Origin of the sequence: Vibrio sp. ED002, from assembly GCF_023277445.1 — a bacterium.
Taxonomy (GTDB): Bacteria; Pseudomonadota; Gammaproteobacteria; order Enterobacterales; family Vibrionaceae; genus Vibrio; species Vibrio jasicida.
Genome location: NZ_CP080239.1, coordinates 2,000,083 through 2,021,616, shown reverse-complemented (window position 1 = coordinate 2,021,616; position 21,534 = coordinate 2,000,083). Strand labels below are relative to the sequence as shown.

Sequence of the window (21,534 nt, the reverse complement as noted above, 5' to 3'; positions counted from 1 at the left end):
GAAACCGCTCTTTATTAAGAGAAATTTCTAATTGGATTATCATCAACGAGTGCCCACACAGATTGATAGGTCTATATTTTTAAAGAGCTTGCTTCGTAAGCTTTGCTATCGAAGCGGAGGCGTATTCTAAGGAATTAACTCTTAGTGTCAAACACTTTTTCAAATTAATTTTTAGAAGCTTTTCTTTCGCCTCATTGCCAACCACTTTTGCGTTTCCGCTTTGCCCTGACAACGGAGGCGCATTATAGGGAGATGATTTTTCTTGGCAACCCTTTTTTAGAAAAAAACTTAAAAAAAGCGTCGAGTGATGAAATCTCACTCAAACGCTTATTTTTAGCACTTAGTTGTTAACTTAACGTAGCAAATAGGCAATCAATATGTATCTATCCAAGACTCTTCAAAGCTTGTGATATCAAGATCCCGAGACTTCGCCGCTTCGATTTGCTCAATAGCCTCTAATTCTTTATTTACACTGCTCATCGTCAATGTGTTGTTATCTAGCTCAAACACCTGACTTTGAGTCGTATAGTAGAACTTAAGTATCGTCAGTGCTTTTACATCGTGCTCAGTAGAAGCGGCTTTAATACTTTTCAGTTTGCGAAAGATCTTGTTGTGCAGCTGCTTGAGTTTCCAGACATACAACACTTCTTCCATATAAGGGCGTGTTTTGAATTGGTTCAGCAAAGACAGTGAAGTGACTAAGGCGAGCACAACACCAATTAAGTTCCAATGAAAGTTCCCCGTCGACTGTTCAGGTACTACATCTGTATTACCGAACAAGACAATTAATAAAGTACTAAAAGCAAGAGAAGAGATAGCAAGCAAGGCAACAAAGCAACCAATCACTAAGTTGACCTTCTTTCTATAAACTTGTTTGTTTATTTTTTTGATTTCCATATACCGCTCCTAACAGGTTGCCTCTATTCTAACCAGCACACTCCGCACGACAATCGAAGCTTTGTAAGTAAGTTCACATTTGCTATTAAACTCGCATCCCTTCCCTGCTTGGGTATATACTTCCGCGCATTCACTCTTCTTATATAGAGGCTAAATTCATGCGCTCTTTTGTTTTACGAGCTCGCGCGGCACCAACCACCAGCAAAGCACTGTTAGAAGGTGTTGGTAATGAAGCGCATACAGAGATTCTTGCTCATACCATGATGAACACTATGTTCGTTGCTCAATCGCACCGTGAAGATGTGGTTGTGCACTTGGTTTTAGAAAGCACAAAAGATTTCTCACGCACCATTACTATTCGCTCCAACGACATCACCAACATTGGAGGCTTTCATGAGTCAACCTTGATTGCAGCAGTGGCTCGCGCTTTGGATGCTTCGGTTGGCATGGGCAAAGAGCAACTTCGTGAAGTCGAACCTGGTATCACCGTTCGTACCGTCAGTTTTGAACGCCTAGTGCAAGAACTGGCAGAAGATCACCAACTATATATGTTGGATAAAAAAGGCGAATTTGTTCGTGATGCAGAAATCGGTGGAAACCCATGTTTCTTGCTAACTGACCATATTCCGATGCCGAAGAAGTCTTTTAACAGCTTGAAACGCCTTGGCACAGAGAAGATCAGCTTAGGTCCTAAGATGCTTTTCGCTTCTCAGTGTGTGGTATTGATCCACAATGAACTGGACATCCGCGAATTTTAATTCTCACGAGTTAATCACTCCATATAAGAAAGAGGACTCGATTGAGTCCTCTTTTTGTTTCTATAGGAATGCTGGGGTTATTTACCACCAATGCTCAAACGAGCAAAACGCACGTCTGGAGCAAAGAAGGTGCGACTATCGCTAATAAGCTGAGTATCACCTACCGCCTCAACTTCTTGCAGCATCTTGTAGAAGTTACCCGCTACAGTGATACCACGCACTGGTTGAATGCGCTCACCATCACGGCACAAGAAGCCACTCGCACCAAATGAGAAATCACCACTCACTGCATCCGCACCAGAATGGACACCTTGAAGTTCGACTAACTCTAGGTACTCACCCGCTTTTACTTCTGATGCACTGCTGCCGCCGGTCGAAATCACTTTATGATTCGCTGAAACGTCTAGACTCGATTTTGCACCGCGAGCGGCACTTGCTGTCGAGACTGCGCCCAAATAACTCGCAGTCTGGCTGTTGTGTAGCAAGGTTTTCAATTCACCATTGGCAATCATTACATTGTCTTGAGTAGCAAAACCTTCACTATCAAAGCCCGAAATTGCCATACCATTTGGCATGTAAGCCGTATCAGTAAAGGTAATCAAGTCACTCGCAACACGCTGACCAAGCTTGTCACCCAGTGGCGTAATGCCTTTCATCGCGCTTACGCCGGAGAAAGCACTGCCAAAAGCACCGAACAAACTTGCTAGCGCATTGATATGGAAGATTGCTGGGTAGTTACCCGTAGCCACTGGTGCGCCTTCAAGAAGATCACGAGCAAGGTTGTAACCGCCTTCAATGCAGTAAGCTGGATTCAACTCATCAAAACGGCGACCAAGTGACATTCTGCCCGCCATTGACTGTTTGCCGTCTTTTTCAAACAAGGTATACGCGTAACAAGTGAACGAGCGCTCGAAGTGTTGACACAATGTGCCTTGAGTATTGGCAATGATCAGTTGTGTTTCGCCATCGCTGTAACCATTGTAAGGCGCGCTAGAGGCGTGAGGCAAAGCCACTACGCCTTGCTCAAGAGCGAGAGACAGTTCGATTTTTTCGTCAACAGAAGTTGTATCTTCTTGCGCAATCTCAGCAACATCAGTCGCGATGTGGCTGTTCACGCAACTAATCGTCTGATGTTCATCTTGCTTGGAAAAGCGAGCGCTTTGCAGTGCGTTAGTCAGCATCAAATCTAAGCTTGGTTGCTCTAACGACTCAGAATAGCTTGTTGCAACGCGCGCACCTTTCACAACACGAACACCCAGAACTTGGCTTGAGCTTACTTTGTACTCATCCAGCTTTCCTTGGTTCGCTTTCAGAGAAAAGCTGCTGTTGCGGTTTACAATGACGTCTGCTTCTGCCCCTTGGCGTTTTGCTTCTGATAGGACGTAATCAACCGCATTAAGAAGTTGTTGTTCTTGGCTCATTAGTTACCGCCTCCTACCAGAATGTTATCGACTTTCAGCGTTGGCTGACCGACTGTTGTTGGCACTGAACCACTCACGGAACCACACATGCCCGGCGCAAGCGCCATGTCTTTGCCGACCATGCTGATTTCTTTCAACACTTTTGGACCCGTGCTGATCAGCGTTGCTGTTTTCAGAGGCTTGGTGATTTTGCCATTTTCAATAAGGTAAGCTTCACGAACAGCAAAGTTAAACTCACCTGTGCCCGGTTGAACCGAGCCACCGCCCATCTTCTTCGCATAGATACCACGTTCGATGCCTGCCAGCATGTCATCAAGTGAATGCTCGCCTTCTTCGATAAAGGTGTTACGCATGCGTGAGGTTGGTGCGAACTTATAGTTTTGGCGACGACCAGACCCCGCAGGCTCATAACCTGTCTTCATGCCACCCATTTTATCAACCATAAAGCTGGTTAGCTTACCGTCTTTGATCAATTGAGTGCGCTGAGTCTTCATGCCTTCGTCATCAACGTGAATCGAGCCCCATTCGTTGGTCATGGTGCCATCATCTACTGCATTCACCGCGGTGTGAGCAACCATTTCGCCCATCTTGTCGTGGAATACGGACGCCTTCTTCGCAACTGAAGTGGTTTCTAGCAAGTGGCCACAAGCTTCGTGGAAGATTACGCCACCAAAGCCGTTACCAATTACCACTGGCATTTCACCCGATGGGCACGCATCTGCGCCAAGTTTTACCAACGCTTGTTGCGCGATAGTTTGACCTAGCTCTTTCGCATCAAGTTGTTCACTGAATTCCCAACCAGCAAGAGCGCCAGGACCTTCCATACCAGAAGACTGCTCATTACCTTTTTGAGCGACAGTATTACCAGCAACTCGGATGTAGTGGCGAGTATCGTCAACGTGTAGACCTTCTGAGTTGAAGATAGACACTTGTTGTTCACGCTGAAGCACACTACCAATGAACTGGCTGATATATGCACTCTCTGCACGTGCTGCTTGGTCAACTTGCAATAGGAAAGCGATTTTAGAATCTAGGTTAGCGTCTTTGCCAAGTGGCATACGACAACCATGTTGAATTGGGTAGCGGTTCAGATTGAGAGAACCTGCTGACGCGATTTGCTCACGCTTGTCTTTTGCTGCAAGCAGTGAGGTTACGCGTTTAAGTTCGGCTTCATCGGTGCTGTTGGTGTAACCGTAAAGCACTTTATGACCGAAGAAGAGACGAATACCGATACCAAAATCGATACCCGAGTTAACCTTGTCCACCTCACCAGATGCGATCTGGACAGTGTTGGTTTGATGGTGTTCAACGAATAGCTCAGCGAAATCAGCCCCTAAAAAGAGGGCATGATCGATCACCGCTTTCGCTGTTACAGAATTAAGCATGAAATCTCCTTGCTCGTTGATCGTCCTAGCCTTCCCCACCTTTGAGTTAGACTCTGTTTATAACAGTCATAACCTAAATTGGATGACTCAAAAGGATATTGGCAACGCGTTAAATATTAACACTTTTTTAACCTTGTTTTATGCTAATCCTTGCTAAATCAAAGGACGAATCGTTACGTATTATGTCGACATCTCACTATTAGATAGTGTCTTGAACTGCCAGTTTCAATGCAGCACGTTATTTATACCCAAGTGACTTCAAGATGCAGGATTCAGAGCGTTGTCATTGATTCGAGAGCAAGGAAAACAACGAAGCGGAATAGCACGCTCTTTCCAAGTTGTTTGACGTAGCAATCGGGTCAATGACACGCTCCCAGAGGGCGAGTTGCCTTGGCTTGTATACTTTGTTGCCGATTCTTGATTTAGACCCACTAAGCCTTCAAATCGCCGCCGCGTCTACAAACCAAGTCATTCTCGCTGAACCAAGCATCTCGAGGTTACTTGGGTATACACTAAATTCTGTTATCTCGTTACTGCTCTCAAGTCTCATATTTAATCGATTGCCCCCTCTTGGCCGGAAAAAACACGTGCACCGTAACTGAGTGAACTGCTATTATCTTGACGAAATAGTCGGGGGGCCCATGCAGTGAATGCGTCGGCTGAGATCGAAATTCGAGACCCGTTGAACCTGATTCAGTTAGCACTGACGTAGGGAACTATCATCACTTTGCCACTAGCTTGCCTTGAGTCTCTACTAGTGCAGCTAGCCCAATGGATCCGATCACCGATCTACCCTTGCTTGGCCAAGTCAGTTCCTGTACGTCTTGTAATAGGAGCGACCATGGCACAGCAGTCAAGCCAAGAAAAACCATCAACACAGCCACAAGCAGCAACTTCAACAGACACACCGATTGTGTTGACGATTGCAGGTTCTGATAGTGGCGGCGGCGCGGGCATTCAAGCCGACATCAAAGCGATGTCCGCAACCGGCAGTTTTGCTTGCTCGGTAATCACGGCGATTACTTCGCAAAATACCCAAGGCGTTTCTGCGATTTTTCCCATTCCTCTCGACCATGTAGAGAGCCAACTCGATGCGGTATTTACCGACCTCAACATCGTGGCAGTCAAAGTGGGTATGCTGGCCGATTCCAACATCATCAAGGTTGTTGCCAACAAAATTAAACAATACCAACCAAAACACCTCGTGATTGACCCTGTAATGGTGGCCACCAGCGGCGATCTATTACTGGAACAATCGGCAATCAGCACTTTAAAAGAAGAATTGATTCCGCTCGCAGACATCATTACCCCTAACCTACCCGAAGGCGCAGCATTAACGGGTAAGCCAGTGCCTCAGTCAGAATCTGAAATGAACGATATGATCGCTGATTTACGCGCGCTTGGTGCAAAAGCGGTGCTGTTAAAAGGCGGCCACTTAGAAAAAGACGAAAACAGCAACGATCTGCTGATCATGCCAGACAGCTCTGAACTGATCAGCGCTAAACGCTTTCCAACCAAAAACACCCATGGCACAGGCTGTACGCTGTCTTCTGCTATCGCGTCTTACCTTGGCCAAGGCAACAACCTGCACAAAGCGGTGCACCTAGGTAAGCAGTACATCAGCCAAGCTATCGCGCACGCTGATGAATTGGATGTCGGTAAAGGTCACGGCCCTGTGAACCATTTTTTTGCAGGCCACACGCATGTGCGCTAATGCACTCGGCATTCAGCTTACCGAAGCAAGTCTGCAATACAAAGACAGCCAAACGCCAACATTAGCAGGGTTGAGTATGACCATCCCTGCTAATCAATGGACTGTGTTGCTTGGTCGTAGTGGTTGCGGAAAAACGACTATCCTTCGTTATCTAGCGGGTTTGTTAGACGACAAAGTCGAATGGCATGGTGAATTAACCACAACGGATGGCATCGCTCTGCACGAACGTATTGCTTACATGGCGCAGCAAGACTTGTTGCTGCCGTGGTTAAATGTGTTAGACAACGTCTGCCTAAGTTCTCGATTTTCTCAAGATCAAGCACCAGAACAAAATAAACAACGTGCACTGACTTTACTCAGCCAAGTGGGACTCGCCGATTACGCGGATGCTAAGCCAGCTCAACTATCTGGCGGCATGAGACAACGTGTTGCCCTTGCTCGCACTCTGATGCAAGACAAGCCTCTGGTTCTGATGGATGAGCCTTTCTCTGCGTTGGACGCGGTTACTCGCCATAAGTTGCAAACCTTGTCTGCCGAATTACTGAAAGATAAGACGGTTGTTCTGATTACCCACGACCCACAAGAAGCGGTGCGGTTAGCTCACCAACTCTATGTGTTGCAAGGCACGCCTGCGCAAGCTCAACACTTGGTCGTTCCAGACTCCAAGCCGCCCCGAGTTCTCGATGGAGAGTGCGCGGCGCTACAACAAGCGATTTTAGATCAATTGGAGAAAGACTATGAGTGATATGACTCAGTACAGCTCCGTTTCGACACGTATAGGTAAAAAAGAACGCGCGACTCATCCGGCTCTGCGCTTGGTCATCAGCACGGCGGTGATCTTGGGATTGTGGCAGTTGGTTGTTGTGGTATTCGACATGCCAAGCTTCATCTTACCTTCACCAATTGAAGTGCTGGATAGATTGGTCACTCGCTACGATGTCCTGCTCAAACATACTTGGGTTACCGCGCAAGAGATTTTACTTGGCTTGGTGCTTGGATTATCGATGGGTTTGCTGTTCGCATTGCAAATGCTGATGTTCGAGCCGCTGAAGCGTTGGTTACTGCCCATTCTGATTGCTAGCCAAGCGATCCCTGTGTTCGCTATCGCGCCAGTGCTCATGCTTTGGCTGGGTTACGGCATTGCTTCAAAAGTTGTTATGGCGGCGATCATCATCTTTTTCCCCGTCACGACATGTTGCTATGACGGCTTGCGCAATACGCCAACAGGTTACCTCGACCTTGCCAAGACCATGGGCGCGTCTAAATGGCAGCTACTTCGTCATATTCAATTGCCAGCCGCACTACCAACTTTAGCCTCAGGTATTCGTGTTGCCGTCGTTATTGCGCCAATTGGAGCAGTGGTCGGTGAGTGGGTAGGTTCAAGTGAAGGCTTGGGTTATCTGATGCTCCAAGCCAACGCTCGCATGATCATTGATGAGATGTTTGCAGCGCTGTTTATCCTCGCAGTGCTGTCTATCTCACTCTACTTCATCACCGATAAATTATTGAAAAAAGCCATCCCTTGGGAAAGCAAGTAATTACAGAAAATAACCAAAGAAAATTGGGAAAGAAAAGGAAGAACCCCGTGAATAAAAACAAATTTATGAGCGCTGCTGCTCTACTCGCTTCAGTGGTATCAACCAACGTGCTTGCATCTGAAAAAGAGATGACACTGATGTTGGATTGGTTCGTCAATCCAAACCATGGTCCTATCGTTATTGCCAAAGAGCGTGGTTACTTCAAAGAGCAAGGCTTGAAGGTCAACATTCAGGAGCCGGCAGATCCAAGCACGCCACCTAAGTTGGTCGCGGCGGGTAAAGTCGACATGGCGATTTCTTACCAACCAAGCCTAACCATCGATGTCGCGGCTGGTTTGCCACTAATCCGCTCTGCGACTTTGATTGCTACGCCACTCAACACGTTGATGGTGTTGGACAACGGTAAGAGTGAAAACCTTGGCGACTTGAAAGGCAAGAAGATCGGTATTGCGATCGCAGGCAACGAAGAAGCAACAATCGGCACCATGCTAGCTCAAGAGAACGTGAAGTTTTCTGACGTACAAATCATCAACGTAGGTTGGGCGCTGTCTTCGTCTCTTGCGTCTGGCAAGGTGGATGCGATTTGGGGCGGTCTACGTAACTTCGAAACCAACCAACTGGCACTAGAAGGTTATAAAGCTAAAGCCTTCTTCCCTGAAGAACACGGAGTACCAGCGTATGACGAGTTAGTCTTCGTAGCCAATGCAAAAACCTACGACAAAGAAGCCATCAAGGCATTCAACAAAGCACTAGAGCAAGCGACCACTTACATCGTTAACCATCCAAAAGAGTCGTGGAAAGAGTTCGTGGCTTATTCACCAGACACCCTCAACAACGAGCTTAACCAACGCGCTTGGAACGACACGCTAACTCGTTTCGCTCTTCGTCCATCTGCAGTAGATCTAAAACGCTACGATGATTATGCCGAGTTCATGTATTCACAAAAAATCATCGAAACACTGCCAAAAGCGAAAGATTACGTACCGAGCTTTGACTAATTCTACTGACCTTAGGCTCTAAGCCTAGGGTCTTCTGATAACGAGATACCCATAATGAAATACCAAGATTTGATCGACGCTTGCCACCAAGATTGGCAAGAATACACTGAGCATGCTTTCGTGCAGCAATTGGCGCAAGGCACTCTGGCTCAGCCTTGTTTTCTGCACTACCTAAAGCAGGATTTTCTTTTCCTAAAGCAGTACGCACGAGCTTACGCATTAGCGATCTACAAAGCACGTACTTTGGATGACATGCGCCGTGCCCTACCAAGCGTACATGCATTGCTAGATTCTGAAATCGCCCACCACGTGACTTACTGTGAGCAATGGAGACTGACAGAATCCGACTTAGAAAACGAGCCAGAAGATTTCGGTACGGTAGCTTATACCCGTTACGTGTTGGATGCTGGCATGACTGGCGATCTTGTTGATCTATACGCGGCACTGGCGCCATGCTCTATCGGTTATGCAGTTATCGGTAAGATGCTGATTGAAGATGAGAACACGGTAATAGAAGGCAACCCATACGCAAGTTGGATCAACCTCTACGGTGGTGAAGAGTTCCAATCTGGTGTCGCAAAAGGTGCAGAACACTTTAACCAGTTATTGGCGGAAATCGATATAAACAGCCAACGCGGTCAAAACCTGATTCAGGTATTCAAAACCGCAACGCGTATGGAAGTGGCATTCTGGCAACAAGGTCTGAACGCTCAGCAAGATTAATCGGAGAGTCTCATGTTAATTGAACAAATCAGCCAAGCATTAACCGCAGTACGCCAGCAAAAGCCATTAGTCGTCAACATCACTAACTACGTGGTGATGAACAACACGGCAAACGCGCTATTGGCCATCGGCGCTTCTCCAATCATGGCGCACTCCAAGCAGGAAATGGCAGAGATGATGTCGTTCGCGGGTTCACTGGTTATCAACATTGGTACCCTAGACAGCGTTTGGACACCGCGTATGAGCTATGCCGTAGAGCAAGCCAATGCCAATGGTAAAATCGTTATACTCGACCCAGTCGGTTGCGGAGCAAGCTCACTACGTACAGAGACATCACGTGAGATCGCACGCCTTGCAAATAAGCTGATCATTCGTGGTAACGCTTCAGAAATCATTGCTCTTGCTGGCGAGCAAGCACAAAGCAAAGGCGTCGATGCGTTAGACAGCAGCGACGCAGCACTTGGCGCAGCAAACTTCTTAGTCTCAGAGTATGGTGCGAGCGTAGTGATTTCTGGCGAGACTGATTACATCGTCACGAAGGAACAAACCGTGCAACTGAACAATGGTCACGAGATGATGCCATACGTAACCGGAATGGGTTGTACGCTAACAGCTCTTACAGGCGCTTTTGCTGCTGTTGGTGATAACACCGGCCTTGCTGCAGCGGCGGTACTGGGCGTTGTTGGCGAGATTGCAGCGGAACAAGCTCGCGGCCCAGGTAGCCTACAAATGAGCCTGTTGGATGAGCTTTACCTGTTGGATGAAGAAACGCTAGCAAAACGCCTAAAACTCCAAGTGAGTTAAGCTTTTCTCTAACAAATACTGGCCTCTCATTCCATCTAGGTGAGAGGCCCAAAGGAAACAAAATGAACGCCTATCGTTTATATTTGGTCACCGATGACCAACAAGATTTAGCCACACTAAAGCGTGTTGTGAGAAAAGCCGTGGAAGGTGGCGTGACTATGGTACAAGTTCGCGAAAAACACGGCGATGTGCGTGCGTTTATCGAACGTGCTCAAGCTGTCAAAGACATCCTTAAAGGTACCAATGTGCCTTTGATCATCAATGACCGCGTTGATGTTGCACTGGCTGTTGATGCTGATGGTGTCCACCTCGGGCAATCAGACATGCCAGCAACGATCGCCCGTGAGTTGATTGGACCAAACAAAATCCTCGGCTTATCTATCGAAAATGAAGAGCAGTTAGCGGAAGCGGACTCTCTGCCGATTGATTACATCGGTTTGAGCGCGATATTCGCGACGCCAACCAAAACCAACACCAAAAAACATTGGGGTATTGATGGTTTGAAGATGGCGTTAGAGACGACTTCACTGCCGATTGTTGCCATTGGCGGCATTAACGAAAATAACATTCCGCTGCTCAGCGCCACTGGTGTTCACGGCTTGGCTTTGGTTTCAGCGATTTGCCACGCAGAAGATCCAAAAGCCGCATCGGAATATCTGTTAGGGTTGATGAGCTAACCTTGCTCACTCCAGAATAAAGCGCTTATGGATGAGCACTTTGATCTCGTATTTCGCTACGCTAAAAGACCGAGTGAAAACCAAAGCAGAAGTGGACTCTTCTCCTGCACCGAGATATTCATCACACTAATCATTCTGACAGAATCTCACACTTTCCCTATTCTGCACCTGAACGTCAAAACCTTGCTCCCTAAAGGAAATACTTTCCTTCACCTCCAGAGTCATACTGCGCCAAACAACAAAATAAAAGGCAATAACGATGAAAACCTCTGGAAAAAACCTCTTAGTCTTTGCGCTGCCTCCCCTACTCATTAGCGGTTGTGGATCAGATTCAGAACAACTCACTATACCAACATTGGAAACCAAAACGCTCAATCTTCTCACGGTCGATGGGCTAACCTTTAAGGATCATAATAAGAATGGCGAATTAGACGCTTATGAGGATTGGCGACTGAGCCCAAAACAACGCGCAGAGAATCTTACTCAACAAATGAACAACGCCGAAAAGGCAGGCTTGATGATGCACGGAACATTCGTACTCAGCAGCGATAGCTCAAGACTCGTTTTTAAAGGCGATGGCATAACCAACACCACATTAATTCAAGAACGTTTCCTCAATACCTTTATAACTCGCCAAGAAGGCGATGCCACTCTGATGGCAGAAGATAATAATCATGCTCAAGAATTAGCGGAGCACACTCGCTTAGGAATTCCCGTTTCTATTTCAACCGACCCACGCAACCACTTTAATGCCGCATTTGGAACTTCAGTCTCTTCTGGCGATTTTTCACAATGGTCGGAAACACTCGGCTTAGCCGCGATTGGCGATGCTGAGTTCACTAAAACCTTCGCCGATGTCATTCGTCAAGAGTACCTAGCCGTCGGCATCAACCAAGCACTCCATCCAACCGCTGACCTCGCTACTGAACCAAGGTGGGGGCGAGTGAACAGTACATTCGGTGAAAACGCTGAGTTATCACGAGAAATGACCAAAGCCTATGTCCAAGGTTTACAACACAACAATACCGAGCTGACGAAAGATGGAGTCTGGGCAGTCGTAAAACATTTTGCAGGTGGTGGTCCACAAGAAAATGGCGCGGATGCACACTACTTCGCTGGCCGCTATCAGGTTTATCCGGGCAACAACTTTGACTACCACCGCATTCCATTTAAAGGTGCTTTTGAGGCTGGCGTTGCGGGCGTGATGCCTTATTACGGAATTCCTTATGAGCAACTACCGGAAAGTGAAGGTAATGTTGGCTTTGGTTACAGCAAATACATCATGACAGATATTCTTCGAGGCGAAGAAAACTTCGATGGCGTGTTGCTATCAGATTGGTTAGTCGCTAACGATTGTGTCGATACATGTCGAACCGGGATCATCACACATGAAGATGCAGAGAAGAATCCGTTCACTTACTTAGGTATGCCTTGGGGTAAAGAAGACGAAGATTCAACAGAGCGTTTCGCTGCTTCTGTCGATGCGGGTATTGACCAATTTGGGGGTATCGATGACCCTGCTTTATTGCTTACGAATATTGAGAGCGGGCGTCTTACCCAAGAGCGCATCGACTTATCGGTAAATCGAATCCTGACGAATAAGTTCAAACAAGGTTTGTTTGAAGACCCATTTGTTGATATCGCCAAGGTCAATGATGTGGTCGGTAAAACAGAGTTCCAAGAGCTGGGTATTGAATCTCAAGGACGCTCCGTTACCTTGTTGAAAAACGACAACAACGCATTGCCTTTATCAGTAGAGGAGTTAGGTAAAGTGTATGTCTACGCCAACTATGGCGGTACAGAGCAACCAAGTATTGTCGACAACGCACAACAATATGGCTTAAACGTCGCAGAAAACATGGCAGATGCTGACACCATCATTATTCGTACGCAAACCCCCGCCACTCTCGCCACGGCATGGTTCCCATTTGGGGTCGCTATGCCGTCTGGCGAGCTTGGTTTTGTAGCACAGGAAGACTTCCAATTACGTCCTTACGAAACGCAACCTGACCGTGAACCGGGAGAATCTGCACAACTTTGTTATGAGGGTTTGACCGACAACCTAGGAGCTTGTATTTACAATAGTGGCAATGTCTATAGTGTCATTAATCAGGCTATCAACTCAGGTAAGCGAGTAATTTTTGATGTATTCATGATTCGTCCAGCAGCCCTAGATAATATCAACGATCAGTTGCCAATCATTCTGGCGAACTTCGGTACATCGGACGCTGTCTTTTTTGATGTCATCACCGGTAAAGTGAAACCAGAAGGTAAGTTACCTTTCGGCCTTCCAAAGTCGACCGATGAGGTGGTTGCCAAAGGTAAAGAAGATGTTCCTTCTTATGAAGAAGATCCGTCAATCACGCTATACCCATTTGGATATGGTCTTAGCTACTAACTTTCGTTGCTACACTAACGTCATGAATAGGTAGCAACGCAATAAACACGGCATGGCTTGCGATCAAATTACGCGCCAAGCCATGCTGCATTGAACTGTATGAAATATATCCACCATCATGTTTACACTCGGCTCTACACTTATCTCGCGCAACACAAACATATTGAAGGGATAAGTGATGAATTATCCAAATTAAATCATCGCTTGGATAAGGTTCAGCACGTCTCAGAGAAGCACTTTCAAGAGCTGTGTTATATTGTCGCGAAATATGAAATTCCTCTTCCCGCTCATGATATTTCAATCTCTGAACTATTGAGCACTTATCCCGAATTTGCATACGTCCTCAATGCACCAAACGCAATAGAAGTCATCCATCGCCACGTCCAATTTAAACCCGTCATGGGCTCCCGTGATCGGTTGTATTATCGGATAGCACCGCAAGGTGATGTTGTTGTCCATTACGTACAGGATGATGGCGTCGTCGATATTTATGGCCCTATTCTTAATCTATGCTTTGTTGCTAAAGCACTAACGGCATTGGCGATTCCCGTCGAGTCCATGCAAATTCAATCCAACAAGTTCATCCCTAATATCAAAGACTTTGAACAAACGAGTGGTATCTCTATCTACACCGGCCCACAAAACTTACTCATATTGAAAGCTCCCTTTGCTCAGCGCCAACTCAACACCAACAACCCCTTGTTAGATCAGCACCTCAAACGTCAACTACAACACTCTCTTTCTCAATTGGAGCTGTTGAATGATTTAAGCACCACAGAACTCGTGATGCTGACATTGGAGCGCCTGTATCATCATGATTCTCTGGTCCGTGCATCGAACAAGCTACTCAATCTAATGGGTTACTCTCGTTGGACGCTTGCCCGCAAACTCAAACAAGAAGGGCAAACTTTTGATGAATTGCTAAACCAATTCAAACAAAAGAAGTGTTACGAGGTCTTGTCCTACACCTCCATTCCTCTTGTTACTTTGTCTGAGCGGTTAGGCTTTCAATCTCAATCCTCACTCAATCGTTTCACGATGCGCAACTTCGGCCTCTCCCCAATGGAGATCAGAAGTAAAATAAACAAGACCGAATTGACAGAGCGTTGATAAGTTTTTCACATCGATTGTCGTAAGATAGCCGCCTATTTTCGACTGCTGTATGACTTTTCATGAAAACTAAAAAATACGGTTTGATGATGCTCGCCTTGTTCATTCTTGGCATCATCCCACTTTCGCTGTTTGCCTCGTATCACGATCTTACTTCTCACGTTTCTGATGGCACTGGTATTCTCTTTACTCTGCTAACCGATTCTGCGGGCAGTAAAGGCTTTTTGATCACTCTCACGCTGTTGGTGTTGTCGCTTTACCGCTACAAACCTAGCCAGTCTGATTGGATGCAAAAACTCTCCATGCTGGGATTGTTACTGGTGATTGGTTTTGCCAGCAAAACAGGCTTGAAGCTAATGACAGAAAGCCCACGTCCCTACACCGAATTGCTTGCTGCAGAGCAATTGATTGAGCACCCAGAAGCGTTTTATCAGTTGGAGACTGAACAACAAGCGAGTGTGATCGGAGAGATCTCCGAAAAAGTCAGTGAATGGCGCACTCGTCACTGGCAAGGTGAAAAAGACTATTCCTTCCCATCTGGTCATACGATTTTCGTTTCTATCTGTTTAGCCTTCTTTGGTGGGTTATTTTTGCAGAAGAAATGCTATTTCTCTGCTACTACCTTATGGGTGTGGGCAATGGGCGTGGCGTACAGTCGCTTGTGGCTCGGTATGCACAGGATTGAGGATTTGGTTGGTTCAGTGGTATTTGTCGCCATCGTGTTTACTTTGCTGCCAGCATTTCAAATTACTAAAAAAGCGCCTTTCGTTGCCTTAGCGACCAAGTAAAGATCTGAAAAATAGATAAAAGAGAAGCCAGCAAGTTGCTGGCTTCTTTAGTTTTGTATCTTAGGTTCTAGACCATGCTTAACCGTTCTTAGGCGGTGTGAATGCGGTTAGTTCTAGCACTGGACCTTCGTACTTCTCGATACGAACCAATGCAGAGTTAGCCGCACAACCGTTCGCAAGGCGAGAGGTTGGAATATCGAGCGTTAGAACGTTACAACCACCGTTTTTACAGATGCCTGTTTTCGGGTCTAGATCTGGCCAACCACCTTCGTGGATACACACAGAGCCTTGCTTGATGCCATCAGTCACCAATGCACCAACCAGAACTTGACCACGGCCATTGAAAGCGCGAACAAGATCACCAGTCTTAATGCCACGCGCTTTTGCATCTTCAGGGTGGATAGAGATCGGTTCGCGGTCCGCAATTGCGTACTCTTCACGAATCTTCGCGTAGTTGAACTGGCTGTGCAGACGGTGTGCTGCGTGTGCTGTCATCAGCTGAAGTTCACCATCAGTTGCGTTACCCGTGTACTCTGTTGGCTCTAACCATGTTGGGTGTGGAGGGCAATCCTCTAACTGGTAACCTTCGATAGTGCGAGAGAAGATCTCAAACTTACCACTTGGTGTGCCTAGTGGGTTCATGATTGGGTTTTCACGGAATTCAGCGTAACGAACGAACTGTGCGTTTTTCTCGTTCCACTTCATCTCAATCAACTGGTTATCTTCCCAGAACTTGCTGAAGTTTGGCATTGCGATGCGTTGGCCACGACCGCCTTGTTGCGCCGCTTTGTAGAAGCCGTACAACCATTCCATTTCAGTCTTGCCTTCGGTGTAAACATCACGACCACCCGGAGCTAGAAGCTCTGACATATCCGCAAACACATCAAAGTCGTTACGCGCCTCGCCCTGAGGCTCAACCACTTGCTTCATTGGCACTAGGTGTTGGTTACTGTAGTCACCTGTCATGGTCATATCGTTACGCTCGAACGATGTGGTGATCGGTAGAACAATATCCGCGTGCTTCGCTGCCGCTGTCCAGTATGGTTCAGAGATAACGATAAGCTCTGGTTTTTGCCACGCTTTGATCAGACGGTTAGTGTCTTGGTGGTGAGTAAAGTTCGCACCGCCTGCCCACCAAATCATCTTGATCTCAGGGAACGTTAAGTCATGGCCATTGTGGTGGTAGCTCATGCCCGGATTTTCTAGTGCTTCAACAATACGTGCCACAGGGAACGCGTTAACAGAACCAGAAACAGCCCAGTCGTTACCTGCAGAAGAACCGCCACCTAGAGACGCAGAAATAGCAGGAAGTACACCCGCATCACGTGAAGGGTTACCGCCGTTTGAGTAGTGGTAAGAGAAACCAAAACCACCACCCGGTAGACCAACTTGGCCCAGCATGGTAGCGAGCGTTACCAGCATCCAGTGACGTTGCTCACCGTATTGCTGACGCTGCATACCCCAGCCCGCCATAAGCATTGTGCGGTTTTTGCTGAAGATGTCTGCAAGCAGCTCAAGTTGCTTAACCGGCACGCCACAAATCTTAGATGCCCATTCTGCAGATTTCTCAACGCCGTCTTCTTTACCCATTAGGTAAGCTTCGAATACGTCGTAACCTGTGGTGTATTTTGCTAGGAATTCTTTGTCGTGCTTACCTTGTTTCACAAGCGTATGCGCGATACCCATCATCATCGCCACGTCCGTCATAGGGTGCGGAGCAATCCATTGTGCGTTGTCACCGAAGAACTCGATGGTTTCTGAACGCATTGGGTCGATAGCGATAACCGTCTTACCTGACTTCTTAAGCTGATGGAAGAACTCAAGGCCCGCACAGTCTGTTGAGCTCCAAGCGATTTTCAGTGTGTTGATTGGGTTAAGACCCCAAAGCACCACAACGTCACTGTGCTCAAGAACCACAGGGTAAGTCGTTTGCTGTTCGTAAACTTCAATAGAGCCTACCACGTGCGGCATGATCACCTGTGCTGCACCTGTAGAGTAGTCACCAAGGTGACCTGAGTAACCGCCCGCCATGCTCATGTAACGTTGTAGAAGTGTTTGTGCTTTGTGCAACACACCACTTGAACGCCAACCGTAAGAACCAGCAAACACAGATTCAGCACCGTGTTCTTTACGAATGCGCATGTGTTGTTCGTGAATCAGTTTGTAAACTTCATCCCAAGACACGCGAACGAATTCATCGCTACCACGCACGCCTTCTGGCGCAGATGGGTTTGCCAAGTAGCCTTTACGTACCATTGGATACTTAACACGAGCTTTAGTATGAACTTGGTCAGGGCCCGTAGTTTGAAGACTGTTTGGTACCGTTTGTGGCAATGCGTTCGTGGTTGAAACCAGCTTGCCATCTTTTACTTCACACAGCATTGGGCCCATGCGACCCGCTGTAAGTACACCTGAACAACGCTTATCAGACGCTAGTGCGCTCATTGGCGTCAATGAAGTGAAAGCCAGAGCACCAGCAGTTAGACCAGTGCCTTTTAGAAATCCGCGACGAGTTAAATTAGTCATAATCTTATCCTTCTATTTCTCTATTAGTGACCAACCACATCTTTCGCGTGGTGCTGGAAGAACTTAGTCAAAATTTCTAGGTTTTCTGCTGAAATATCAGTGCGATCACCCATACTCTTCGCTACAGGACCCCATGCGTTCACAGTAAAGTGATTTGAAGGAATTTTCGCGTGACAAGTTGCACAGTAAACATTGTCCAACTCTTCTGCGTATGACCAAACCGGCTCTAGCGTATCAACCACTGGAGAATCGATCGTTGCCGTTAGAGAAACAGGACGCCACTCGTTGCCGTATACGTCTGCTTTGAACTCGCCAGTTTCAACTGCTTGTTGGCCTTGTTCAGATAGTGTTGCAACAATCGCGCGTTGACCTTCACCCATGTAAAGCACTTGCTCTGCGCCTTTCATTTGGAATGCATTGATCTTAACGGTGCGGTTGTCACCTTCCGCTTTCACAACGTTCAGTTTGGTTGTTGGGTTCACTGTGCCAAAGTCGCCCATGCTGATAGACGTCACTGGGTAAACCACTTTCGCGTCAGCTGCTGTTTTGGTTGTAAAGCTCATCAGTGTTTCAAACGCTTTGCTATCAAGCTCCGCTTCTGGAGCGAAGTGCGCTACACCTTTGTGACAGTCGATACACGTTTGGTCATTCGCTTTGCCGTATGCGTGCATCTTCGCCGCATCACGTGATTGCTCGAACTCTTCCATTGCATCGAAGTCGTGACAAGAGCGACAGGTTGCCGAATCATTTTCACGGAACTGCTCCCAAACCATCTCTGCAAGTTCAGTTCGGTGTGCTTCGTACTTCTCTGGCGTGTCGATCTTACCTGTTACAAACTCATGGTAGATGTCTTTTGAAGCGCGGATTTTAGTGACCAAGTAATCCATTGGCTCTTTCGGAATGTGACAGTCTGAACATTCTGCGCGAATACCTTTGGCGTTACTGAAGTGCACTGAGCCTTGATACTCTTTGTAAGGGATTTCCATAGAGTGACAAGAGAGACAGAACTCAGTGTCGGATGTGTAATGCATCACTGCTGCGGTGCCACCTAGAGTTAGCCAGCCCACACCAATACCCACTGCCACCATTGCGGCGATATAACGTTTTTTAATTGACATAATTAGAAATAAATACTCACAAATTCACATGCTTTGTCGCATATTTACCTCTTTAGTAGTATCTGGTAATTGATCTGAGTCATACGTACACCCTAGGTGGTGACTTATTTTTCGTTATTGAGAGACTCCTTGGTATATTCCATTTTTCTGAAAAATCTTTCTTGACCGAACCTATTCGCCATAACGATAGATGTTGTTTATCAAAGCACTTTTGATATGTTTGTGTGAGATATGAAAACTCGATCACATGGAGGCGATTCAAACGTGTTATCTCTACCCATTTCCACCCCAAGAACTGAGCTTAAACCGCTAACAAAAAGTGATTGGGATCTGTATCGCCGCTTGAGTAGCGAACCACAAATCATCGCGCTTTGTTTTGACCCACCGACCGAAGACGAAATGCGCCAAAAGTTCGAATCGCGGTTACCTGTATGGACACCGCAAAGCGAGCATTGGTTATGTTTGGTGATTTATGAAAAACAAAGTGCACGACCAATTGGCATCACAGGCTTTGTATTGCAAGATGGCATTGCTGAAGTCGGGTATTTATTGCTGCCAGAGTTTTATGGCCAACAGTTGGGTACGGAATCTCTTACCGGTGTGATTGAGTGGGCGTTTGAGCAGCACAAGATTTCTCAGTTTTCCGCCACGGTCACAGAGGGCAATATTGGCTCTGAGCGAGTGCTGAAAAAATGTGGTTTCCAACTCACCGAGACCATCCCCGAAGCCTATGAAATAGGCGGGAAAAAGTACGCAGATAAGCTCTATTCATTACAAAAATAATATTCACGACAAACAATAAGGACGTGTTTTGCAGAAAGTAGTCATCATCACAGGCGCAAGCCGAGGCATCGGAGCCGCAACCGCCAAATTACTCGCCAAACAAGGCTATGCCGTATGCGTTAACTATCGCGCGCAAGCCGAGGGTGCCGCGCAAGTTGTTCGTGAGATTGAGGAGGTTGGCGGTAAAGCCATCGCCATCAAAGCGGATGTTTCCGATGAGCAGCAGGTACTCTCATTGTTTGAACAAGCCGAACAAGCACTCGGAAAAGTCACTCATCTCGTCAACAACGTGGGCATCTTATTCACCCAATCTCGTCTTGCGGACATGAGCCTTGAGCGATTCCAAACTGTTATGAACACTAATGTGACGAGCTGTTTTCTTTGTTGCCGAGAAGCAGCAAAACGATTTGAATCTGGCAATGCGATTGTTAATGTTTCTTCTGCTGCATCCCGCTCTGGTGCGCCATTTGAATACGTTGATTACGCAGCCTCGAAAGGCGCAATGGACTCGCTCACCAAGGGATTATCTTTGGAGTTAGCTGAGCAAAACATCCGCGTAAACGGGGTTCGCCCCGGCTGCATTTATACCGATATCCATGCCGATGGCGGCGAGCCGAATCGAGTCGATAGGCTCAGTGAAAAAATCCCTCTTAAGCGAGGAGGCACGGTAGATGAAGTGGCCAATGCCATCGCGTGGCTACTCAGTGATGAAGCGTCTTATGTCACAGGCTCGTTTATCGATCTAGCTGGCGGAAATTAAGGAACAGTAATGAAAATCAGATCAGCGACACCCGACGATCTCAATGCGCTCTTTGTATTAAACACGCAAATTAGCGAACTTCACTTTCGTCATGCGCCACACACTTTTGTACCACCTTCTGAAGAAGACAGGACCTTTCTCGCAGATGCGCTGGCCGATGATGCTCGATTGGTGCTCATAGCCGAAGAAGGTCAACAAGCACTTGGCTTTATCACTGCGACCATTACCCAAAATGAAACTATCAGCTTTTTAATCAAAGACCCGATTTGCCGCATTGGCACCATCGTCGTCGATGAAAATCAGAAGTCAAAAGGCGTTGGCCGAGCCTTAATGACGGCCGTTGAGCAGTGGGCACGCGAGTCAGGTGCAACTCAAGTCCGCTTAGAAGTCATGGAGTTTAACCACAATGCGCAGCAGTTTTACGACAAACTGGGCTTTGTTCCCAACTCCCGTCTTATGATGAAATGTTTGTAACGATCACGGCATTTAAGCGAATTTCAGCGTTAAAGCTAACGTGAATCGCATTTATCTTTCGCGCTTCCCTTCCCTTTTCGAAAAGACGATATGATGTACGGATATACCCAAGTGACTTCAAGATGCAGGATTCAGAGCGAGTTGACTTGGGTATAAAGGAGATTCGAACATGATCTATCTTTTCGATTGGGGAAACACCTTGATGGTCGATTTTCCTCACGCACAAGGAAAAATGTGCGATTGGGAACACGTTGAAACCGTTCCTCAAGCCAAAGAGACTCTGGCTCAACTCACACAACATCACCAAGTTTATATCGCGACCAGCGCATCAGATTCCGCGATGGAAGATGTGCAAAAAGCCTTTCAACGAGTCGGACTCGACCAATACCTTTCTGGCTACTTTTGCTTTGCTAACCTTGGGATTGCCAAGAATCAGCCTGATTTTTATCTTACGGTCGCAAAACAATTGGGCGTTGAGCCGAGCCAACTCACCATGGTTGGCGACTTACCAGAAAAAGACATTTACCCAGCAATGGACGCAGGGTTAAACGTCGTTTGGTTCAATCCTCAAGACTTCCCTGCGCCAAACAAACCCATCCCAAATCAAATACGTTGTTTGTCCGAGTTACTACGCATCTAACCGACATACGCACAAATACACT

General features: G+C 46.9%; 20 protein-coding genes and 1 riboswitch. Of the genes, 15 read left to right on the top strand and 5 right to left on the bottom strand.

The features are described from left to right. Positions 1 to 372: 372 nt before the first annotated feature. Complete coding sequence (locus tag ITG12_RS25710; RefSeq protein WP_248874489.1) at positions 373 to 897, bottom strand: DUF3087 domain-containing protein; 525 nt, start codon at positions 895 to 897, stop codon at positions 373 to 375. 158 nt (positions 898 to 1,055) lie between these two features. Here ITG12_RS25710 and trmY point away from each other — a divergent pair, with 158 nt between their 5' ends. Continuing rightward, positions 1,056 to 1,655, top strand: coding sequence for a tRNA (pseudouridine(54)-N(1))-methyltransferase TrmY (trmY, locus tag ITG12_RS25705; RefSeq protein WP_005374282.1), 600 nt, complete (start codon positions 1,056 to 1,058; stop codon positions 1,653 to 1,655). A gap of 77 nt (positions 1,656 to 1,732) precedes the next feature. On the opposite strand, the gene ITG12_RS25700 is transcribed toward trmY, so the two are convergent. Both ITG12_RS25700 and ITG12_RS25695 read right to left on the bottom strand, forming a co-directional pair. Beyond that, on the bottom strand, positions 1,733 to 3,076 hold the full coding sequence (locus ITG12_RS25700) for a TldD/PmbA family protein (protein ID WP_248874487.1): 1,344 nt from the start codon (positions 3,074 to 3,076) through the stop codon (positions 1,733 to 1,735). Next, the gene (locus tag ITG12_RS25695) at positions 3,076 to 4,461 is read right to left on the bottom strand and encodes a TldD/PmbA family protein (RefSeq protein ID WP_248874485.1); all 1,386 of its coding nucleotides are present in this window, start codon (positions 4,459 to 4,461) and stop codon (positions 3,076 to 3,078) included. Before ITG12_RS25695 ends, ITG12_RS25700 begins: the two co-directional genes overlap by 1 nt. 621 nt (positions 4,462 to 5,082) lie before the next feature. Beyond that, positions 5,083 to 5,193: riboswitch (TPP riboswitch) on the top strand. A gap of 109 nt (positions 5,194 to 5,302) precedes the next feature. On the opposite strand from ITG12_RS25695, the gene thiD reads away from it, so the two are divergent. The 10 genes from thiD (at position 5,303) to ITG12_RS25645 (ending at position 15,211) form a co-directional block, all read left to right on the top strand. Then, positions 5,303 to 6,175, top strand: a complete 873-nt coding sequence (gene thiD / locus ITG12_RS25690; protein ID WP_050910044.1) for a bifunctional hydroxymethylpyrimidine kinase/phosphomethylpyrimidine kinase — start codon at positions 5,303 to 5,305, stop codon at positions 6,173 to 6,175. Then, on the top strand, positions 6,165 to 6,920 hold the full coding sequence (locus ITG12_RS25685) for an ABC transporter ATP-binding protein (protein WP_248874484.1): 756 nt from the start codon (positions 6,165 to 6,167) through the stop codon (positions 6,918 to 6,920). Before thiD ends, ITG12_RS25685 begins: the two co-directional genes overlap by 11 nt. Further along, positions 6,913 to 7,713 carry an ABC transporter permease gene (locus ITG12_RS25680; protein ID WP_248874482.1) on the top strand — a complete coding sequence of 267 codons (801 nt, stop codon included), beginning with the start codon at positions 6,913 to 6,915 and terminating at the stop codon, positions 7,711 to 7,713. The genes ITG12_RS25685 and ITG12_RS25680 overlap by 8 nt, the downstream gene beginning before the upstream one ends. A gap of 47 nt (positions 7,714 to 7,760) precedes the next feature. After that, the gene (locus ITG12_RS25675) at positions 7,761 to 8,711 is read left to right on the top strand and encodes an ABC transporter substrate-binding protein (protein WP_248874480.1); all 951 of its coding nucleotides are present in this window, start codon (positions 7,761 to 7,763) and stop codon (positions 8,709 to 8,711) included. Between the two features lie 54 nt (positions 8,712 to 8,765). Continuing rightward, positions 8,766 to 9,434, top strand: coding sequence for a thiaminase II (gene tenA, locus ITG12_RS25670; protein WP_248874478.1), 669 nt, complete (start codon positions 8,766 to 8,768; stop codon positions 9,432 to 9,434). Positions 9,435 to 9,446: 12 nt separating this feature from the next. Then, a complete protein-coding gene (thiM, locus tag ITG12_RS25665; RefSeq protein WP_248874476.1) occupies positions 9,447 to 10,238 on the top strand; it encodes a hydroxyethylthiazole kinase in 792 nt (263 codons plus the stop codon). A 62-nt stretch (positions 10,239 to 10,300) separates the two neighbouring features. Further along, positions 10,301 to 10,915, top strand: a complete 615-nt coding sequence (gene thiE / locus ITG12_RS25660) for a thiamine phosphate synthase (protein WP_248874474.1) — start codon at positions 10,301 to 10,303, stop codon at positions 10,913 to 10,915. Between the two features lie 259 nt (positions 10,916 to 11,174). Then, positions 11,175 to 13,313 (top strand): glycoside hydrolase family 3 N-terminal domain-containing protein, encoded by a 2,139-nt coding sequence (locus ITG12_RS25655; RefSeq protein ID WP_039974302.1) that lies wholly within the window; start codon positions 11,175 to 11,177, stop codon positions 13,311 to 13,313. A 99-nt stretch (positions 13,314 to 13,412) separates the two neighbouring features. Next, the gene (locus ITG12_RS25650; protein ID WP_050568363.1) at positions 13,413 to 14,423 is read left to right on the top strand and encodes a helix-turn-helix domain-containing protein; all 1,011 of its coding nucleotides are present in this window, start codon (positions 13,413 to 13,415) and stop codon (positions 14,421 to 14,423) included. A 62-nt stretch (positions 14,424 to 14,485) separates the two neighbouring features. Continuing rightward, positions 14,486 to 15,211: a phosphatase PAP2 family protein gene (locus ITG12_RS25645; protein WP_039974303.1), complete on the top strand. Its 726-nt coding sequence runs from the start codon at positions 14,486 to 14,488 to the stop codon at positions 15,209 to 15,211. A gap of 78 nt (positions 15,212 to 15,289) precedes the next feature. Here the strand turns inward: ITG12_RS25645 and ITG12_RS25640 are convergent, their stop codons facing one another. Together ITG12_RS25640 and ITG12_RS25635 are read right to left on the bottom strand one after the other, a co-directional pair. Next, the gene (locus tag ITG12_RS25640; RefSeq protein WP_248874472.1) at positions 15,290 to 17,737 is read right to left on the bottom strand and encodes a molybdopterin guanine dinucleotide-containing S/N-oxide reductase; all 2,448 of its coding nucleotides are present in this window, start codon (positions 17,735 to 17,737) and stop codon (positions 15,290 to 15,292) included. Between the two features lie 23 nt (positions 17,738 to 17,760). After that, positions 17,761 to 18,855: a NapC/NirT family cytochrome c gene (locus ITG12_RS25635; RefSeq protein ID WP_248874470.1), complete on the bottom strand. Its 1,095-nt coding sequence runs from the start codon at positions 18,853 to 18,855 to the stop codon at positions 17,761 to 17,763. Between the two features lie 231 nt (positions 18,856 to 19,086). Here ITG12_RS25635 and ITG12_RS25630 point away from each other — a divergent pair, with 231 nt between their 5' ends. From ITG12_RS25630 to ITG12_RS25615, 4 genes are all read left to right on the top strand, one after another. Further along, on the top strand, positions 19,087 to 19,638 hold the full coding sequence (locus tag ITG12_RS25630; protein ID WP_248874468.1) for a GNAT family N-acetyltransferase: 552 nt from the start codon (positions 19,087 to 19,089) through the stop codon (positions 19,636 to 19,638). 28 nt (positions 19,639 to 19,666) lie between these two features. Further along, the gene (locus ITG12_RS25625; protein ID WP_248874466.1) at positions 19,667 to 20,398 is read left to right on the top strand and encodes an SDR family oxidoreductase; all 732 of its coding nucleotides are present in this window, start codon (positions 19,667 to 19,669) and stop codon (positions 20,396 to 20,398) included. 9 nt (positions 20,399 to 20,407) lie between these two features. Then, the gene (locus ITG12_RS25620; RefSeq protein WP_039842692.1) at positions 20,408 to 20,872 is read left to right on the top strand and encodes a GNAT family N-acetyltransferase; all 465 of its coding nucleotides are present in this window, start codon (positions 20,408 to 20,410) and stop codon (positions 20,870 to 20,872) included. A gap of 169 nt (positions 20,873 to 21,041) precedes the next feature. After that, entirely contained in the window at positions 21,042 to 21,512 is a 471-nt protein-coding gene (locus tag ITG12_RS25615) for an HAD family hydrolase (RefSeq protein ID WP_248874464.1), read from the top strand. The last annotated feature ends 22 nt before the right edge of the window (positions 21,513 to 21,534 follow it).